Below are 17,891 nucleotides of genomic sequence, written 5' to 3' on the forward strand. Positions count from 1 at the left end.
TTTTTATAAAATTATAAAAAAGAGGCGTTTGTCCTGTTTTACGTAGCTCAGTCGCTTATGGTAGTCGTTACTGAACATTGTTGACAGAGGTTGAGGAGGCACTAGAGTTGAAATTAATAACTTCAACGACTACTGTCGCGCCAACAATCAGGCCTGTATTTATAATTAGGTTTGTAGCAGAAAGCGTTGTTAAGCCGCCTCGCTGCAACGTCCCATTTACAAAAACATTGTAGTATCCGCTACTAGTCGGAACAACAAGACTGTTTGCCGAGACTGAAGTACCACTATCATTTGTAAAACTTTGTGCTGGGATGGTGAGTCACTCCACCTAATATATTACCAAGCACGACAATAGCTGTGTAACGATTAACCACTGGAGTGACATTGATACTTGTTGTGATAGCAATGTTTCCAGATACGATACTGTCTGCTTCCAGATAGATTTGAATAATAGACATAGGAATTCCTCATTCCTAATACTCCAGATAAATATAATAGTTTATGTGAATACTCTAGATATGGATTGGATGGGGAGGAGTCTTCTAATTATTTCTCTTTGTTCAAGCTTCTTTGGGCCCGGGTTACTATTCGCTTCGTTTCTTTAGTATCCGAAGCCATCAGCCATGCATTACAAACTTGAAGAACCCATTCCGGGCTGGTTTTGCTGGCATCATTCAACCAATTGCCAACGGAGTCCTGGACATATTTGACCGGATCGGACTGAACAGCCTCCAAGAGCGGAAGAGCCAACTCGGGATGTTCTTTTAGTTCAGGGATGTGCTTGGCCCAAACGCCTTGTGGTCGGGTTAATTCAATGGCAAAACGACGTATGTTAGCATCCTCATCTCGCACCCAACTGTCTAACAGGGCAAGCCCTTCAAGCAGTTGCAAGGATATGGATTCTCTCACGGCCATCCAGGCTATTTCACGTACTCCGAAATGGGAATCCGCTGCAAAGGGGCGAATGCCAGCCAATTTTTCCTCTACACTTAAACAGGGATCAACCCCGATGATGTAGGCAGCCCAGCAGCGAATGCTGTCTGAAAGATGCGAGGCCATCGCATCAAAGATGCGAATACGTTCTTCTATCGCTTGTTGCTCAAACACATGAAGCCACGCTCGCGCGATTGCGGGTATCATTTTCATGATCTTCTTTTCCTTCAGCTCATTCAATTCGGTCAGGAAGACATCGGATGATTGCTGCAAGCCAAATTCATCAAGAGTATTTTGTAATAGTACAACATGATCGACAGCCAGCCATTCGGTGAGATTCACCGTCTGAAGCCGCTCTTGCTGTAGCAGCTGAAGCACATCACTAGGAATATCTGACCCTTTGCGAGCACCTTTTCGTTGTAACATTTCATCCACTCCATATCGTAAATTGTCTGATAGGTATACGATACTTTTTTGGGTTGGAGTATAGATGTAATGTAGTTTACAACTTCACTAACTTTTCGCGATGGATGTAAATCGTCTTAAAGCCGGTTTTAATGACCTTTTCTTTGACAAGCTCCTGAAGAGCAGCTGTTACAGCCTCACGGGTGGCCCCGACCAGATTCGCAATTTCTTGATGAGAGAGAGGGAAATTGATTTTGCAATACTCATCACGGCTTTGGAGGGCGAACTGATCGGACAATTTCAGAAGAATATACAAAATTTTATCCTGTAAATTTCCCAAAGCTAAATGCTGGGCCAGACTGCTCATTCCTGAAATTCGGTCACTTAACACCTTGATCATGTTCATCATGAACCTGGGATGTTCTATTAAAAAATGCTCGAATCGGTCTTTGTCCATACGGCAGATATCGCATTCTTCTATCGTTTCTATATACATCTCCCTTGTTCCTAGTGAAATCATATCCATTTCACCAAATACATTTCCCTCGCGGAGGATATCCAAAGTAAATTGCTTCCCGTCAGCATTTAGCTTATATAGACGTACTTTGCCCTTTTTCACAAAATAAAGTCCCTCGGAAAAGGCCTCTGGAGTTTGTATAAAGTTTTTTTTCGGTATAGTCGTAATGGAGGTCATTTGATCCATTTCAATTAAATCTTCTAATGAGAGACTATGAAGCAAATTAAATTGGGACAAATATTGAATGCTATTCATATGTTCTCCTTTTCGGTTGCACAGGGTATACAGAATCATAATACAATTATAGCTTCTATAAGGTATTTTGACCTCTATTACTCACTTGTTTGCGATAGAGTGAATAATGAATTTTGGGGAATCTGTTGGATTTATATAAAAGAGAGGTTGGTATAAAATAGATATACATGATTAATAGTAGATACATAAAGAGTGAGGTAATAACCATGATTAAATTAAAAGATGTAGGCAATTTCAAGGTTCTTCCTGAGATAGCGATGCATATCGTTCAAGGCAATATATCTGCTTTACGCCAGGCGCTGACCGAAGGCTGGGATATAGAACAAGGGATCGTACTCAGCAAATATACGACATTAAGTCCACTGGATATTACACTCATCACTGGGCAAATGGAAGTCTTGAAGCTACTGGTCGATGAGGGGGTTCAACTTAATGTAAAGGATAATCCCGCATTCCTGACGGCTGTTCGCTATGGTACCGAAGAGGTTGTCCGTTATGTGGTCGCCCATGGCGCCAAGCAGGACGGTAAAAATCATGTCAAATCTGGTGCTTATGAGCAAGCCTACTACGGTAACAAAAGTAATATGCTGCTTATCCATGAGCTGGGCCTCGATATGAAGCAGCATGCTGGAGCAACACTCCGCAACGCAGTTAGTGAGCATGACTTGAAAAAAGTAGCTTTACTATTGGAACATGGCGTAGATATTAATTTCAATGCCCCTAATATGGTATATCCATATAAAGCCACGCCTTTGACAGTGGCGGCGCGCAACAACGATTTTTCGATGGTGAAGTATTTGGTTCAGCTAGGCGCTGATGTGACGCTGGCAGAAAAAGATGGAGAACGGGCATATACAATTGCACTAAGTAATAAAAACGTAGAAATGGCTGAGTATTTAAAGTCTGTAGAGCCTCCGGCATTTCATAATCTGGAAAATAAACGACATGCTTTGAAAAGCTACAAGCTTCCGAAGGATTTAATAGCCTTTCTGACAGGGAATCAACTCCGTGTGAACCTGCCAGAAAATGATCTTGATATTCAATTTGTTGAGTTCTTTTCAATTATCGATACGGTTGAGATGAAGGTAGGTCGGCAAAAGCTGTTGCGTCTGTCTCTAAACGTAGATAATTACTCGGATATTATATTGGTGTGGAATCCAAAGCAGAAGTGCCTGGGTTATTATGACGAGGAGCATCAGGAATATGCGGATGTGTGCAGCTTTGCTGAGTTTCTTGCACAGCCGGAAGATTATCTGGAGAAGATTATTGAGGGTGAATATGTATCATAACAAGGTGAGCCATGAATGCGGTATGCACGCAGTCATGGCTCTTGTTATTTTAAAATACAGCGCTAGTGTACAAGGTGCCTAATGCTCATCAGGAATGGTTACGTATGAGCTGAATGAGGTTTCAGGGAAATTGGGACGAATTGTGCGCATAATGGTAAAATAGTACTGATGGAAGCTTTAGAACGTTTTTGAACGTTTACTGCTGAATTCCTATGTAAGAAGAATGAATTTACATAAAAGTAGATGAATTTTCTTTAAAATGTAAACGCAATCATGTCGATTAGAGCGGGAATTCACCATTTTGTAAAAAAATGAAGTTGGAATGAATTTTTTTGAATATTTTTGGAGAAAAATGATTGTTTTTTATCATGTTTGTGGTACGATATAAACAGTTGGGGGAATGAAGATGCTGACGGAGGAAAGATACAAGTTAATAATACAGCGCTTACAAGAACGTGGTGTTGTAAAGTTGCAGGAATTGGCTGATCTGTTGGGAGCTTCTGAATCAACAATTCGGCGCGATTTGATAGATCTTGAGGGCCGTCAGTTGCTAAAACGGATTCATGGTGGGGCAACCTTACTGAATCAGAAAAGTCAGGAACCTGGCATGGAAGAAAAAACATTCAAAAACGTTCAACAAAAAAACGCAGTCGCCCGCATGGCAGCCAAAGAAATTTTGGATGGCGAATGTATTTATCTGGATGCGGGAACAACAACGATGGCGATGATTCCTTACATTGAAGCTAAAGACGTGACGGTCGTGACGAATGGTCTATCCCACGTAGAAGCACTGGTAAGTAAAAGAATCAGAAGCTATCTACTGGGAGGGATGATGAAAATTCATACCAAAGCCGTAATTGGCAGTATTGCCCTACAAAATTTGGACAATTTTCGATTCGACAAGTGCTTTCTAGGAACGAACGGGGTGGATATGGAAATGGGGTATACGACTCCTGATCCTGAAGAGGCGCTAATCAAGCGGCGAGCCCATCAGTTGTCAGGCAAAACGTATGTGTTGGCCGATTCCAGCAAAATTGGAGAAGTAACCTTCGCCAAACTGTTCGAGCTCAAGGAAGCTATACTTATTACCGAATCGATGCCAGAACGCTCACGCCGATCCATCGCTCAGAAAACTAAGATAATCGAGGGATAACAATGATATATACAGTAACGCTGAACCCTTCCATTGATTATATCGTGGAAGTTGACGATTTGAAGCTTGGTGATTTGAACCGGATGAAACGTGATTTGAAATTGCCAGGTGGTAAAGGAATTAATGTATCACGTGTACTAAACCAGCTGGGAGCAGATAGCACGGCGATCGGCTTTCTAGGAGGATTCACAGGCAGGTTTATCGACGATACATTGCGGGAAGAATCCATTAAAACTGATTTTGTAATGATCGAAGATGACACACGGATTAACATTAAACTCAAGCATGGCGATGAAACGGAAATTAACGGTTTGGGACCTGTGATTCGTGAGCAAGAGGCCGATGCGTTGGTGCAAAAGCTGGCCGCACTCCAGAAAAATGACATTGTCGTCTTGTCGGGAAGTATCCCGCCGTCACTTGGAGGAGACTTCTATGATCGGCTGATTAGCGTATGCCAGCAAACTGGGGCTGAATTCGTCATCGACACCACAGGTGAGGCGCTGATGAAAGCACTGGTTCATAAACCGCTGCTCATCAAGCCAAATCACCACGAGTTGGCTGAGTTGTTTGGCGTAACTATTCATTCAAAGGAGGAGATCGTCACTTACGGTCGTAAGCTGCTGGAAGCAGGTGCAAAAAATGTACTGATTTCCATGGCAGGAGAAGGGGCTTTGTTCATTACGGCAGATGAAGTGTATCACGCAAATGTACCAGCAGGAACGGTTAAAAATTCTGTAGGCGCAGGTGATTCAATGATTGCTGGATTCGTGGGTACGCTGGCTCTTCATGGCGATCCGATCGAAGCATTCCGTGCAGGAGTGGCATCCGGAAGCGCAACTGCGTTTTCCGATGATCTGGCTACTAGAGAGAAAATTGAACAATTACGGCCGCAAGTCACGATTTCAAAACGGTAATCCGGCTGCATCATGAGCTTATTATGCGTGTATCGACACGCTGACCGAACTTAGGAGAGTGTGAAAAATGAGAATAACAGACCTGATGATTAAAGAAACGATGATCATGGACCTGCAGGCGACGACAAAGGACGAAGCGATTGAGGAACTCATTGCTAGCCTTGAAGCAAGTGGACGTATTAATGACCGTGCCTTGTTTAAAGAAATGATTTACAAACGTGAAGCAGAGTCCAGCACTGGAATCGGCGGCGGCATTGCGATGCCGCATGCCAAGACCAAAGCTGTGAATGAAGCGACTGTCGTTTTCGCCAAAAGCAGTAAAGGCGTAGAATTCGAATCGTTGGACGGTGAGCCGGCAAAAGTGTTCTTTATGATTGCGGCTCCAGAGGGAGCAGCAAATACGCATCTTCGCACACTGGCAGCCCTTTCCCGGCTCTTAATTGATACCGATTTTATCGGGAACCTTATGAAAACGCAAACACCGGATGAAGTATCTGTGTTGTTTGATACCAAGCAGGCGGAAGAAGAAGCTGCCAAAAAAGCAAAAGAGGCTAAGAAAGAGGCAGCCAAAGCGCAGCAAACGCCAGACGTTATCGTTGGCAATCCGAATTCTGACGAGTTTGTGGTTGCAGTGACCGCTTGTCCTACAGGCATTGCACACACGTTTATGGCTGAAGATGCTCTTATTAAGAAAGCGAAAGAAATGGGTGTAAATATCCGTGTAGAGACGAATGGCTCGGAAGGCGCACAAAACGTACTGACAGCGGATGAAATTCGTCGTGCCAAAGGAGTAATCGTCGCAGCTGACAAGAAGGTTGAAATGGCCAGATTTGACGGTAAACCTGTATTACAAAGACCGGTAAGTGACGGTATTCGTAAATCTGAGGAACTGATCCGCAAAGCGCTGAACGGCGATGCGCCAATTTATCGTAGTGAAGGTAAAGGCAGCGCTGAAGAGTCGAAAGCGGAGAAGAGCAGCGTAGGCAGCAAAATCTACAAGGATTTAATGAACGGTATTTCTCATATGCTACCATTCGTTGTAGGCGGGGGGATCTTGCTAGCCATTTCCTTCTTGATTGAACAGGTAGCGGGAGAAGATAATGTATTCTTCCAACTGTTACAAACGATTGGCGGCGGAACAGGTGCGTTCCACTTCCTGATTCCGATACTGGCCGGATTTATCGCGATGAGTATTGGAGACCGCCCGGCACTGATGCCAGGTATGGTTGGGGGTCTGATGGCTGTAAACTCCAATGCAGGTTTCCTTGGCGGTCTGGCAGCAGGTTTTCTGGCTGGTTATGTGGTGATCTTCCTGCGTAAAGCTTTTGCAGGTCTACCAAAAACGCTGGATGGTTTAAAACCAATCTTGTTATACCCGGTATTCGGACTCCTAATTACAGGCGCGATTATGTTCTACCTGTTTGATCCAATTTTCGGTGGTATTAATACGTGGCTTGTCAACGTTCTGAACAATTTAGGAACAGGTAATGCAGTTATTTTGGGTCTGATCCTGGGCGGAATGATGTCGATTGACATGGGTGGACCTTTCAACAAGGCAGCTTACGCATTTTCGATCGGTGTCTTTACTTCCAGTGGTAACACGAACGGAGCTATGATGGCGGCTGTTATGGCGGGCGGCATGGTACCTCCGCTGGCAATCGCATTAGCTTCGACGTTCTTCAAAAATAAGTTTACTGAGCAAGAGCGCAAGTCTGGCTTGACGAACTATGTACTTGGATTGTCCTTCATTACGGAAGGAGCCATTCCATTCGCAGCTGCTGATCCTCTGCGTGTCTTAACCTCTTGTATTGTAGGTTCAGCGATTGCTGGTGGTCTGACGCAGTTCTGGCAAATCAATCTTCCAGCTCCACATGGCGGAATTTTTGTAGCAGCTCTTGCCAATCATGCTTTGCTGTTCTTGCTTGCAGTGGTGATTGGTTCCGTAATTTCCGCGCTCATTCTGGGACTGTGGAAAAAACCGCTTGAAGCGAAATAACAGGTATGACAACAAGAGTATAAAAATAAAGAGAGGGCCACATTTTCTTAGGCCTTCAAAATAGTAAAGCCGCTAAACACCAGGTTTCTGAGTGTTTAGCGGCTTTTTCTTTATGCAAAGATGATATAACTTATTAGTAGTCTTGCATAGATGCTATAGCCTGCAAAGCTCCTTAACCAGCTGTATAAATAGCTTTCGGGCCGAAGACATATACTGCTGGTGATGGTTGTTTTGTAATAGTCCAATGGCAATATTAGGGTCTGTTAACTGGAGGGGGACGGTGACCAGTTCCTCCGGCAAAGGCATTGACGATAGAACCACTCCAACTGAAGGAATCGTTTTTACGAACGTGGGGATCGACGAGATTTGACTGACAGTATAAAAAAACGGCATCGACGGGAAGTGTGAAAGCTCTTTCTCCAGTGGTATATGGTACAAGCAGTTCTTACCTCCGACGATAAGCGGATACGCGTACAGATCTTCGAGCTGAAGCTCACTTTTTGCCGCGAAGGGATGATTACGGGACACAATAAAGGCGATGTGTTCGTGATATATGGATTCAAAGTGTAAGGAAGGAATGGAGTGAGGTTCCCCAGAGATAGCAAAATCCAGCTTACCATCCACCAAAGCATGTGCGAGTGCATCCGTGTTTCCAACTGTAAAATGACACGTAATATTCGGTTTATGCTCTCGAAACTGCTGCAGAGCCAAGGGGAGTAAGGTAGCCGCTACCGTTTCAAGCACACCGATATGGAGCGTGCCGATCTCCTCCTTTTTCAGCGACTTCGCCTGGTCCATTACAAAATTCCAATGCTGAATAAGTCCGTCTATCTCCTCGGCATATAGTTTGCCCGGGGACGTTAACTCCGCATCCCAACCCCTTTTAAAAAGTTGAAATCCCAGCTCTTTTTCAAGCCTCTGGATTTGGTTCGTGACTGTAGACTGAGCGTAGTTTAATTTAACAGCAGCTTTTGAAAACGTTCCTTCTTCGATTATGGTACGAAATGTAGTTAATTCTTTCAGATCCACGCTTGCTCATCTCCATCGATGAAATTGAATATATTTATGATTATTTTCAATTATACAGATGAAGGGTAGAGGAGTACAATCATCTTATCCCAACGGATAGGAGAGATGAACATGCCATTTGTACGAGTTGGCTACATGGAGCAACAATACACAGAGCAAGAGCTGCCTGACATTAGCCGCTGTATCATGAATGCTTTGATCGAACATTTTCAGGTCCCGCCCAAGGATTACTTTCAGGTTTTTCATGCTCATAAGCAAAGCGAGTTTTATTATAGTCCCGATTATTTGAATGTATCCAGAACAGACAAGCTGCTGTACATCCAAATTACGATGGGATCGGGTAGAACTACGGAACAAAAAAAGGATTTTTACCAAAGATTAGCCGAACTCATCTCTATTGAATGTAAAGTCCGACCGGAGGATGTTTTTGTGACACTGGTAGAGACTGAATTAGAGGATTGGTCCTTTGGCAATGGACTTGCCCAGATGATTGTATGAAGCATAAATTAATCAAATCGAGTGTTCGGGAAACGATAGGTGATTTTGCACCCGCTTTTGTAACCTATACGGAGGATGTTCTTTTTGGAGATGTATGGAGAAGAAGTGAGTTGTCTCTTAGGGAACGGAGTTTTATTACAGTTGCTGCTCTGGTGGCGGGTGAGCATGTGAATCAACTTCCTTATCATCTGAACCTGGCCAAGGAAAACGGGATTTCGGAGGAAGAACTGGTTGAAGTCATTACACAGCTTGCCTTTTATGTAGGATGGCCCCGGGCAGCCTCAGCCATTCAGGTTGCCAAAGAGGTGTTTTGCAAAGAGCAAGAAAGTTAAGCATGAACCTAAAAAACTGCTAAGCACAAAGGATTCCGAGTGTTTGGCGGTTTTTTGGCATGATTGTATTGTTATTCTGCATTGAAAGCGGTATAGTAAGAGTAATTGAATGAGGGGTGAAGTGCCCTTCGGGATTGTTACTGGTGAGCAGGCGATACCCAAATAATGACTAATTGATTTAGTCGTTATTTGGTTTTTTTTTTGTTATTACAAACTTTGTCATTACATCAATGAGGTGAGCAGATAAATGATCATCCGGCAAATTTTTAACAACAATGTTATCCGAGTCGAAAATCAGGTGGGTCATGAATTTGTTGTCATAGGGAATGGTCTAGGCTTTAAAAAGAAAAATGGCCAGAGGGTCGATGAGGACAAAATAGAAAAAACCTTTGTATTAAAGTCCGATAAAATTCCACAAAAATTAATAGATCTTATTGGGGAAACATCTGTAGAGTATTTAAAGGTGGCGGATGAAATTGTAGGCAGCGCAAAAAAGGAAATGGGAGATATTTTTAGTGACAATATCTATATTTCTCTGATTGACCATATTCAATTTGCCATCTCTCGATACAGAAAATCCGTAGGACTTAAAAATTCACTGTTATGGCAAATTAAAAAATTTTACAAAAAAGAATTTATGATCGGAATGAACGCATTGGACATCATCCATGCTCAATTTGGCATCCAAATGGATGAGCATGAAGCAAGCTTTATTGCTATGCATTTTGTAAATGCAAGACAAGACGGTCAGGGAATGAAACAAACGGTTGAGATTACCGAGATTATTGATGACATTTTCAACATTGTAACCGATTACTACGAGATTACACTGGATGAAACTTCGTTCAATTATTCCCGGTTTATTACTCATTTGCAGTACTTTGCCCAACGATTGCTGAGCAATGAACAAGAACAACTAGCTTCAGGGGATAATTTCTTGTATGACCAAGTCAAAGATAAATACGAGAAGGCTTTTCAATGCACCCAATTAATCAATCAATATTTAGAGTTAAAGCATGAAAGTGCTATGTCGATTGATGAAAAAGTGTATTTGACGATTCATATACAGCGTGTAACCTCCAGAAATGATATAGCTAGTTCTTAGAAAAAAAGCTTGCAAACGATTTCTAAGTGATTTATAGTAGGCTCACAACTTAAATATAAGGATTGTTACTGGTTAAGCAGGCGATACCTAAATGAATGGCAGTGATCATTTTCTTTGATCATACAGGCCTTTCGTTTAGGTATTTTTTTGTTTCCAGGCAATCTGCCCAAGAGGAGAATGAACATGGACCATAAGAAAATGGGCGAAGACATCGTACGTCTCGTTGGAGGAGAAGAAAATATCAATGGACTTGTCCATTGTGCTACACGACTCCGATTTGACCTGAAGGATTCACGAAAAGCCGAAAGAGAAGCGCTTGAGAAGCATGAGGGAATCATTACCGTTGTTGAAAGCGGAGGACAATTCCAAGTTGTTATTGGCAGCCATGTTGCCTATGTATATGCAGAGATCATGAAAAACAGGGATTTTGGATCGAATTCCCCTGCAGCCAGTGAATCCAGTGGGAAAAAAACATCGGTCATATCCACAATCTTTGAAGTCATTTCCGGTAGTTTCTCCCCATTGATTCCAGCGATGGCGGGCTCGGGAATGATAAAAGCACTCCTGACGGTTTTGACCTTGCTAGGATGGATGTCTGCAACAAGTGATACTTATATGATCCTGTCTGCTGCAGGGAATGCTGTGTTTTACTTCTTGCCGATTTTACTAGGGATTACGCTTGGTATAAAGCTGAAGGCGAATCCTTATGTAGCTGGTGTGATCGGTGCGGCTCTCATGGAACCCAACTTTACGGGGCTGATGGACAAAGGCTCTGATGTATCGTTTTTAGGAATACCGGTGGTCATGATGAACTACTCCGCCAGTGTTTTCCCGATTTTTATATCCATTAGCATCTATGCGTTGGTAGACAAGTTTTTGAAGAAGATCATTCTTAAGGATTTACAGCTATTTTTAGTTCCGATGCTGGCTTTAATGATTATGGTTCCGCTATCTGCGATGGCTTTTGGACCTTTCGGTACAGGGGTAGGAGATTGGATTTCTTCAGGTGTGACATGGTTAATCGGTGTAAGTGGCATTTTGTCAGGGATTGTTCTTGGCGGTTTTATGACCTTTATGGTCGTCTTCGGACTTCACTGGGGTTTTACCCCGATCACGATTCAAAATATCGGTGTTGGCGGTGATCCGATTGAGGCGATGGCTGCAGCAGCTGTATTTGCTCAAATTGGGGTCGCATTTGGTATCTTCCTGAAGGCGAGAAAAGATAAAACACTTAGAACTCTTGCCGGTTCCACGAGTATTACAGGATTGCTGGCTGGTGTGACAGAGCCGATTGTGTATGGTCTGGTGCTTCGCTATAAACGTGTCATTCCAATTGTCATTATCGCAGGTGCTCTAGGCGGTGCCATCAATGGACATTTTGGAGTGAAAATGACGGCGTATGTGTTTCACAACATTTTTGCGATTCCAGTGTATACGCCAACCTTGTTATACGTGATTGCCATTGCCTGCTCATTCGCGGCAGCAACCGCACTAACCCTTATTTTTGGGTATGAAAGCAAGGTGAAGGAGGAGACCCCAGAAACAGTTGAATCCGTGAAAACAGCAGAACCAGAACCTGTTGTTACAGCAACCAAGGCTGTTGACATCAAGAAAGAAACGATCTACAGCCCGATCACAGGCAAGGCTATACCATTAAGCCAAGTGAATGATTCGGCATTTTCTACAGGGGCGATGGGAAAAGGCTTAGCCATTGAGCCGTCTGTCGGTGAGGTCGTAGCGCCTATAGATGGAGTTGTAACCTCGCTGTTTCCCACAGGACACGCCATCGGCTTGACTTCAAAGGCGGGTACGGAGATATTAATTCATATTGGAATTAATACCGTTGCGCTGAAAGGGAAGCATTTTAATCCAGTCGTTCAAGAAGGAGATATCGTAAAACAAGGGGACTTGTTAATCCAATTTGATAGGGAGCAGATTATAGAAGCAGGATACGAAATCGTGACCCCTGTCATCGTCACGCTTACAAAAAATAAAGTGGATGTGTTTGAGACAAATCAGGAGCAAATTCAAAAAAATGAAGTATTGATAACGTTGGTTGTGTGATACAGGAAAGCCTATCATCACATTCATGAATTGCAAAATCAGAAGGATATAACGATAACTGGAGGGACTATAGCATGAAACATAATCAATTGAAGGCATTTCCTGAAAATTTTTTCTGGGGAGGTTCAACCTCCGCTTATCAAGTAGAGGGTGCATGGGACGAAGATGGAAAAGGCCCCTCTGTGATTGACATGGCTAACCACGTTGAAGGGGTCACTGATTTTAAGGTAACCAGTGATCATTACCATATGTTCAAAGAAGACGTAGCTCTGATGGCTGAAATGGGCTTTAAAGCATATCGTTTCTCGATTGCTTGGACACGTATTTATCCCCTGGGGGCAGGTGAAGTGAATCAGAAGGGAATCGCGTTTTACAGCTTATTAATTGACGAACTAATTAAATACGGGATTGAACCGATTGTTACCATGTATCATTTTGATCTGCCTTATGCTCTTGAACAACAAGGCGGTTGGTCGAAAAGGGAGACGATTGATGCCTTCGAACAGTATGCCAAAACATTGTTTGAGAACTTTGGAGACAGGGTGAAATATTGGTTAACCATTAATGAGCAAAACATGCTGATTCTCCATCCCGGTTCTATTGGTACATTGGATACAAGTCTGGAAAATCCGCAAAAGGTACTGTATCAACAAAATCATCATATGTTAGTCGCACAGGCGAAGGCGATGGTATTGTGCCACGAGATGCTGCCTGACGCGAAAATTGGACCAGCACCGAATATTGGGGTTATCTATCCAGCCAGTTCCAAGCCAGAAGATACACTCGCGGCCGATAACTATGCAGCCATTCGCAACTGGCTCTATCTGGATATGGCTGTGTTTGGCCGATACAACCATATTGCCTGGAGCTATTTGGTCGAGAAAGGCTATGAGCCTGTCATTGAAGAAGGGGATATGGATATATTAGCGAAGGGGAACCCGGACTTTATCGCATTTAATTATTATACCTCTCAAACCGTAGGAGAAAGTTTAGATGACGGGAATGATTTTTCACATACAGGAGATCAGCACGAAATTGTGGGTGAACCCGGAGCATATCGAGGTTCCGTCAACCCCAACCTGCAAACGACGGAGTTTGGTTGGGAGATTGATCCGGTCGGTTTTAGATCCACGTTACGCCAAATTTATTCTCGCTACCACTTGCCTTTGATCGTGACAGAGAACGGCTTGGGCGCTTTTGACAAGCTTGAAGAAGGGGATCTAGTGAAAGACCCTTATCGTATTGACTTTTTCAAGAAACATATTGAGCAGATTCAATTTGCTATTACAGATGGTGTAGACGTATTCGGCTTCTGTCCGTGGTCTGCAATTGATCTGGTGAGTACCCATCAAGGCTCCAGCAAGCGTTACGGGTTTATCTATGTGGATCGTGAGGAGTTTGATCTCAAGGATCTGCGTCGTATTCGTAAACAAAGCTTTTATTGGTATCAAAAGCTGATTGCCACAAACGGCGAAGTCCGTTAATTAATACAGTAGTGAAAAGCACCTCCTTGAAATGGATGTTACCATTTTGAGGGGGTATTTTTTAATTCCCTTTTTCAGGAGCATGGGCATGTATTATATAATAGAAGAAACACAAACGGAAAGGACATCATGCATTGACCCTACAACAATTAAAATATGTCATTGAGGTTGCCAATCGCGGTTCCATGAATGAGGCGGCAAAGCGGTTGTTCATTTCCCAGCCCAGTCTGTCGAACGCGATTCGTGATCTGGAGGAAGAAATTCATATCACCATTTTTGAGCGTACCAATAAGGGGATTTCTTTGTCCAAGGAAGGCGTGGAATTCCTCGGTTATGCACGTCAGGTCGTTGAGCAGGCGGAGCTGCTGGAAAGTCGCTATCTGGATGCCAAGCCTACACCACAGCATTTTGCTGTGTCCACGCAGCATTACGCTTTTGCCGTAAATGCATTTGTGAATCTGGTGAATCAATATGGTCAAGAAGAGTATGAATTGGCTTTGCGAGAGACCAAAACCCATGAAATCATACAGGATGTCAAAAGCCTGCGCAGTGAGATCGGAATCCTGTATCTGAACGAATTTAACGCCAAGGTCATTAACAAGCTGCTAAAAGATGCGAATCTACAATTCAACAGCCTGTTTACGGCCAAGCCACATATTTTTATCAGTGCCAATAATCCGCTATCCCAACAGTCCATCGTGACCATTGACCAGCTTTATCCGTATCCGTATTTGTCCTTTGAGCAAGGGGAGTACAATTCCTTTCACTTTTCCGAGGAGATTCTCAGTACGTTATCGCATCCCAAAAGCATTCGCGTCCATGACCGGGCGACCCTTTTTAATCTGCTCATTGGGTTGAACGGCTATACCATTTCTACCGGAGTGATCAGTGCCGATCTGAACGGTAACGACATTATTTCCGTCCCTCTGGAATGTGATGAGTCTATTAATGTGGGATGGATTTGCCATAAAAATGCTGCGCTCTCCAAGCTGGCCACTGTCTATGTAGAAGCGCTGCATGAGGCGATAGGGGAATAAAAAGTTGGGTATAGCCCTAGGCTATAACTAGCTATAGTTTATTGGAGTTACCTTATAACTGAAAATGTATGTTATCTTTCTTACAAGAACTTCACTATAGAAGCGAAAAAGGAGATAACCCTAATGAGCAGCATCCTTGATAATGCATCCCAACGTAAAGTGACCCCTTTTAGACATGATATGGTCGGCAGCTTTTTGCGCCCGCAAGCGATTAAAGACGCCAGAATTCAATTTCAAAATAATGAAATCTCTGCGGACGAGCTGAGAAAGATTGAAGATAACGAAATTATCAAGCTAGTGGAAAAGCAAAAATCCGTAGGACTTCAAGCCGTGACGGACGGTGAATTCAGACGCTCCTGGTGGCATCTTGATTTTATGTGGGGTCTGGACGGTGTGGAAAAGGTACAGCTTTTGAACGGCTACCAATTCCAAGGTGTGGAAACAAGAGCGGAAACTGCACGCTTGTCCGGTAAAATCGGACATTCCCGTCATCCTTTCATTGAAGATTTCAAATTCCTGAAGCAAGTAGCAGGTGAGGATGCGATCGCACGCCAAACGATCCCGGCACCTGCACAGTTCCTGGCCGAGCTATTGCGCGGAGAGAATAAAGAAACAACCGATACGTATTACAGCAATCTGGATGAACTGGTGACGGATATCGCCAAAGCCTACAAATCCGTGATTCAAGCGTTGTACAATGAGGGTTGCCGCAGCTTGCAACTGGATGATTGCACATGGGGTATGCTCTGTGATAAAAACTATTGGGAAGCTAGACAGCATGCGGGTGAAAATGTGGAAGATACCAAAAAGCTGTTCGCCCGTGTGAATCAGGAAACGGTGAAGGATCTTCCAGCCGATTTGGTCGTTACGACCCATGTATGCCGTGGTAACTACCATTCCACCTGGGCATCTTCTGGCGGCTATGAGCCTGTAGCCGAAACCCTGTTCGGCATCGACAACATCGACGGCTACTATCTCGAATTCGATACCGACCGTGCAGGCGATTTCACACCGCTTAAGCATCTGAAAGATCAAAAGCAGGTCGTACTGGGTCTCGTTTCCTCCAAAACGGGTGAACTGGAAGACAAGCAGACGGTCATTAATCGCATTAAGGAAGCGACTCAATTCGTCGACATCAACCACATCTGCCTCAGCCCACAATGCGGCTTTGCTTCGACAGAAGAGGGCAATATTCTGACAGAAGAGCAGCAGTGGAAAAAGCTTGCTTTCATTAAAGAGATTGCGGACGAGATTTGGAAGTAAGGTTTGGTTTAGGATATTTAAAAGGTTCTATTAGTTAAAGATATTTTATTGAAAAACACGTCATATATGGACGTGTTTTTTGATCTTTACAAGATTAGGTGGTGGTTTTCTTTTGATTGAATTCTATAACATAAACAACATGGTCATATGGTTTCGCCAAACTGACGGCGGGAAACTCTAAAAAAGCATAATCTCTGAGTATCCTAAAAAAGGCTAAGACTCTTTTATGTTTGTCCACTTCCTATTTACAACTCTTGCATACAATGGATTGTAGAATGGTATTAAGAGGGAGTGACAAAAAAATGAGTCTTTATTTTCGAAACAGCACCAATTCTACCGTACAGGTAGCCATTTTCTATCACGCGAGTAGGTGTGGGTTTGTCTTTGTGGGACAAACTGGTATATTGTCTACCTGGTACCGTTTGGCGCCTGGTCAAACGAGGGAAGTTGTTACTGGCAACGTAGGGGATAGAACAATATATTATTACGCTGAGAGCGTATCAAGAAATCTTGTGTGGTCAGGTAGTTTCCCCATACATGTTCCTAATTATAACTTCAGTGGATGTTGGATCTGGAATATTAATGGTAATCTATGCAATAATTGCAGAAGAGTTGGTTTTAAAACACTTAACATCCAACGCGGTTTCGTGAACTTTACAGTCAACCTTATTACAAATAGTGCTCAAAGAAAAACGAAGCTAAAAAATGTTCGTATGGTATTGCCCACAAAAAGGGTAAAAAGGAAATTTAAATTGAATGACCGCAAGAAACTACCTAGAAGCCAATAATTTCATAATGGCGGGAAATCCTTTGCAATTTCGTATTCGATTCGGTTCGCGCTTTTATATAAGAAACTTGAAATTAAGATAATACTGGATATATATATGTTATTTTAATGTTCGATAGGGTATTGAACTTACGTAAAACAATAGTGCAATAGGAACTGCCTTGTTAACTAAAGGTGGCTCCTTTATTTTTGCTAAAAAATCCTTTTATTTTGTAATCTCCCGTATCACATTCCTCGCCAAGCGTACTTTCTCTGGACTCGATTTTTGGAGTATTTTTACGATTTCTTGTATATCAGTTTCATGTTTTGTAACCTTAATATCCTCATTTACATAAGCAAAAAGCTGAATCAAATTAACATCCAGTGCATTAGCAATTTTAGCTATATTTATTAAAGATACGTTTTTTTCTCCACGCTCAATCTGCCCTATGTATGAAAAATGGAATCCACCTTTTTCCCCAAGCGACTCCTGAGATAATCCTTTTTCTTTTCGCAAAGCACGTATTCTGGCACCCACTAATTTAAGAACTTCTTTATCTTCCATCGTCTACACCTCACTATTCTAAAAGTGTAGACAAGATATCCAAACGAAAACATTGAATAATGAATATAATAAATAATAATAATATCTATAAGTATTATTTTGGAGTATAATAAGACTAATATTGAAATTCTCTGGAGGAATAGATATGAAAGAAGCTCCTTCTACCTTTATTCCAAGTCCCCCTCAACCGTCCAGACCCTCACAACACCTACATAATTCAATAACGGATTTTCACACTCTATCCCAATACCACATGAAACTAGCCCAAATCCTGTACAAGCACAAT

18 protein-coding genes are annotated in these 17,891 nt (G+C 42.8%); 12 read left to right on the forward strand and 6 right to left on the reverse strand.

Going from position 1 to position 17,891, the window contains the following annotated elements; all coding sequences use genetic code 11:
* Nucleotides 1-67: 67 nt before the first annotated feature.
* The 4 genes from ACYCS5_RS23270 to ACYCS5_RS23285 form a co-directional block, all read right to left on the reverse strand.
* A complete protein-coding gene (locus ACYCS5_RS23270) occupies nucleotides 68-313 on the reverse strand; it encodes a DUF4183 domain-containing protein (protein ID WP_256026104.1) in 246 nt (81 codons plus the stop codon).
* On the reverse strand, nucleotides 288-458 hold the full coding sequence (locus tag ACYCS5_RS23275; RefSeq protein ID WP_245231557.1) for a hypothetical protein: 171 nt from the start codon (nucleotides 456-458) through the stop codon (nucleotides 288-290). The genes ACYCS5_RS23270 and ACYCS5_RS23275 overlap by 26 nt, the downstream gene beginning before the upstream one ends.
* 88 nt (nucleotides 459-546) lie before the next feature.
* Nucleotides 547-1,359: a DNA alkylation repair protein gene (locus ACYCS5_RS23280; RefSeq protein WP_459760188.1), complete on the reverse strand. Its 813-nt coding sequence runs from the start codon at nucleotides 1,357-1,359 to the stop codon at nucleotides 547-549.
* Nucleotides 1,360-1,435: 76 nt separating this feature from the next.
* On the reverse strand, nucleotides 1,436-2,110 hold the full coding sequence (locus tag ACYCS5_RS23285; RefSeq protein ID WP_459760189.1) for a Crp/Fnr family transcriptional regulator: 675 nt from the start codon (nucleotides 2,108-2,110) through the stop codon (nucleotides 1,436-1,438).
* Between the two features lie 206 nt (nucleotides 2,111-2,316).
* On the opposite strand from ACYCS5_RS23285, the gene ACYCS5_RS23290 reads away from it, so the two are divergent.
* The 4 genes from ACYCS5_RS23290 (at nucleotide 2,317) to ACYCS5_RS23305 (ending at nucleotide 7,462) form a co-directional block, all read left to right on the forward strand.
* Nucleotides 2,317-3,399, forward strand: a complete 1,083-nt coding sequence (locus ACYCS5_RS23290; protein ID WP_459760190.1) for an ankyrin repeat domain-containing protein — start codon at nucleotides 2,317-2,319, stop codon at nucleotides 3,397-3,399.
* A gap of 406 nt (nucleotides 3,400-3,805) precedes the next feature.
* Nucleotides 3,806-4,552, forward strand: coding sequence for a DeoR/GlpR family DNA-binding transcription regulator (locus ACYCS5_RS23295; RefSeq protein ID WP_029516644.1), 747 nt, complete (start codon nucleotides 3,806-3,808; stop codon nucleotides 4,550-4,552).
* A 2-nt stretch (nucleotides 4,553-4,554) separates the two neighbouring features.
* A complete protein-coding gene (pfkB, locus tag ACYCS5_RS23300) occupies nucleotides 4,555-5,466 on the forward strand; it encodes a 1-phosphofructokinase (RefSeq protein ID WP_029516645.1) in 912 nt (303 codons plus the stop codon).
* A 67-nt stretch (nucleotides 5,467-5,533) separates the two neighbouring features.
* Nucleotides 5,534-7,462 carry a PTS fructose transporter subunit IIABC gene (locus ACYCS5_RS23305; RefSeq protein WP_029516646.1) on the forward strand — a complete coding sequence of 643 codons (1,929 nt, stop codon included), beginning with the start codon at nucleotides 5,534-5,536 and terminating at the stop codon, nucleotides 7,460-7,462.
* A 153-nt stretch (nucleotides 7,463-7,615) separates the two neighbouring features.
* On the opposite strand, the gene ACYCS5_RS23310 is transcribed toward ACYCS5_RS23305, so the two are convergent.
* Nucleotides 7,616-8,491 carry a LysR family transcriptional regulator gene (locus ACYCS5_RS23310; protein ID WP_459760191.1) on the reverse strand — a complete coding sequence of 292 codons (876 nt, stop codon included), beginning with the start codon at nucleotides 8,489-8,491 and terminating at the stop codon, nucleotides 7,616-7,618.
* A gap of 111 nt (nucleotides 8,492-8,602) precedes the next feature.
* On the opposite strand from ACYCS5_RS23310, the gene ACYCS5_RS23315 reads away from it, so the two are divergent.
* The 8 genes from ACYCS5_RS23315 to ACYCS5_RS23350 all read left to right on the forward strand — a co-directional run bounded on the left by ACYCS5_RS23315 (nucleotide 8,603) and on the right by ACYCS5_RS23350 (nucleotide 17,062).
* Nucleotides 8,603-8,989, forward strand: coding sequence for a tautomerase family protein (locus tag ACYCS5_RS23315; protein WP_165145314.1), 387 nt, complete (start codon nucleotides 8,603-8,605; stop codon nucleotides 8,987-8,989).
* A complete protein-coding gene (locus ACYCS5_RS23320; RefSeq protein WP_069012182.1) occupies nucleotides 8,986-9,321 on the forward strand; it encodes a carboxymuconolactone decarboxylase family protein in 336 nt (111 codons plus the stop codon). Before ACYCS5_RS23315 ends, ACYCS5_RS23320 begins: the two co-directional genes overlap by 4 nt.
* Before the next feature lie 247 nt (nucleotides 9,322-9,568).
* Nucleotides 9,569-10,426, forward strand: a complete 858-nt coding sequence (licT, locus tag ACYCS5_RS23325) for a BglG family transcription antiterminator LicT (protein WP_029516650.1) — start codon at nucleotides 9,569-9,571, stop codon at nucleotides 10,424-10,426.
* Between the two features lie 183 nt (nucleotides 10,427-10,609).
* Complete coding sequence (locus ACYCS5_RS23330) at nucleotides 10,610-12,490, forward strand: beta-glucoside-specific PTS transporter subunit IIABC (protein WP_459760192.1); 1,881 nt, start codon at nucleotides 10,610-10,612, stop codon at nucleotides 12,488-12,490.
* Nucleotides 12,491-12,564: 74 nt separating this feature from the next.
* Entirely contained in the window at nucleotides 12,565-13,974 is a 1,410-nt protein-coding gene (locus tag ACYCS5_RS23335) for a glycoside hydrolase family 1 protein (RefSeq protein WP_459760193.1), read from the forward strand.
* Nucleotides 13,975-14,108: 134 nt separating this feature from the next.
* Nucleotides 14,109-15,011: a LysR family transcriptional regulator gene (locus ACYCS5_RS23340; protein WP_029516653.1), complete on the forward strand. Its 903-nt coding sequence runs from the start codon at nucleotides 14,109-14,111 to the stop codon at nucleotides 15,009-15,011.
* 123 nt (nucleotides 15,012-15,134) lie between these two features.
* Nucleotides 15,135-16,274, forward strand: coding sequence for a 5-methyltetrahydropteroyltriglutamate--homocysteine S-methyltransferase (locus ACYCS5_RS23345; RefSeq protein ID WP_029516654.1), 1,140 nt, complete (start codon nucleotides 15,135-15,137; stop codon nucleotides 16,272-16,274).
* Nucleotides 16,275-16,576: 302 nt separating this feature from the next.
* Nucleotides 16,577-17,062 (forward strand): DUF1036 domain-containing protein, encoded by a 486-nt coding sequence (locus ACYCS5_RS23350; protein ID WP_430023919.1) that lies wholly within the window; start codon nucleotides 16,577-16,579, stop codon nucleotides 17,060-17,062.
* Between the two features lie 204 nt (nucleotides 17,063-17,266).
* On the opposite strand, the gene ACYCS5_RS23355 is transcribed toward ACYCS5_RS23350, so the two are convergent.
* Nucleotides 17,267-17,605 carry a helix-turn-helix domain-containing protein gene (locus ACYCS5_RS23355; protein ID WP_029516656.1) on the reverse strand — a complete coding sequence of 113 codons (339 nt, stop codon included), beginning with the start codon at nucleotides 17,603-17,605 and terminating at the stop codon, nucleotides 17,267-17,269.
* Between the last annotated feature and the right edge of the window lie 286 nt (nucleotides 17,606-17,891).

It is taken from the genome of Paenibacillus sp. SEL3 (genome assembly GCF_054602585.1).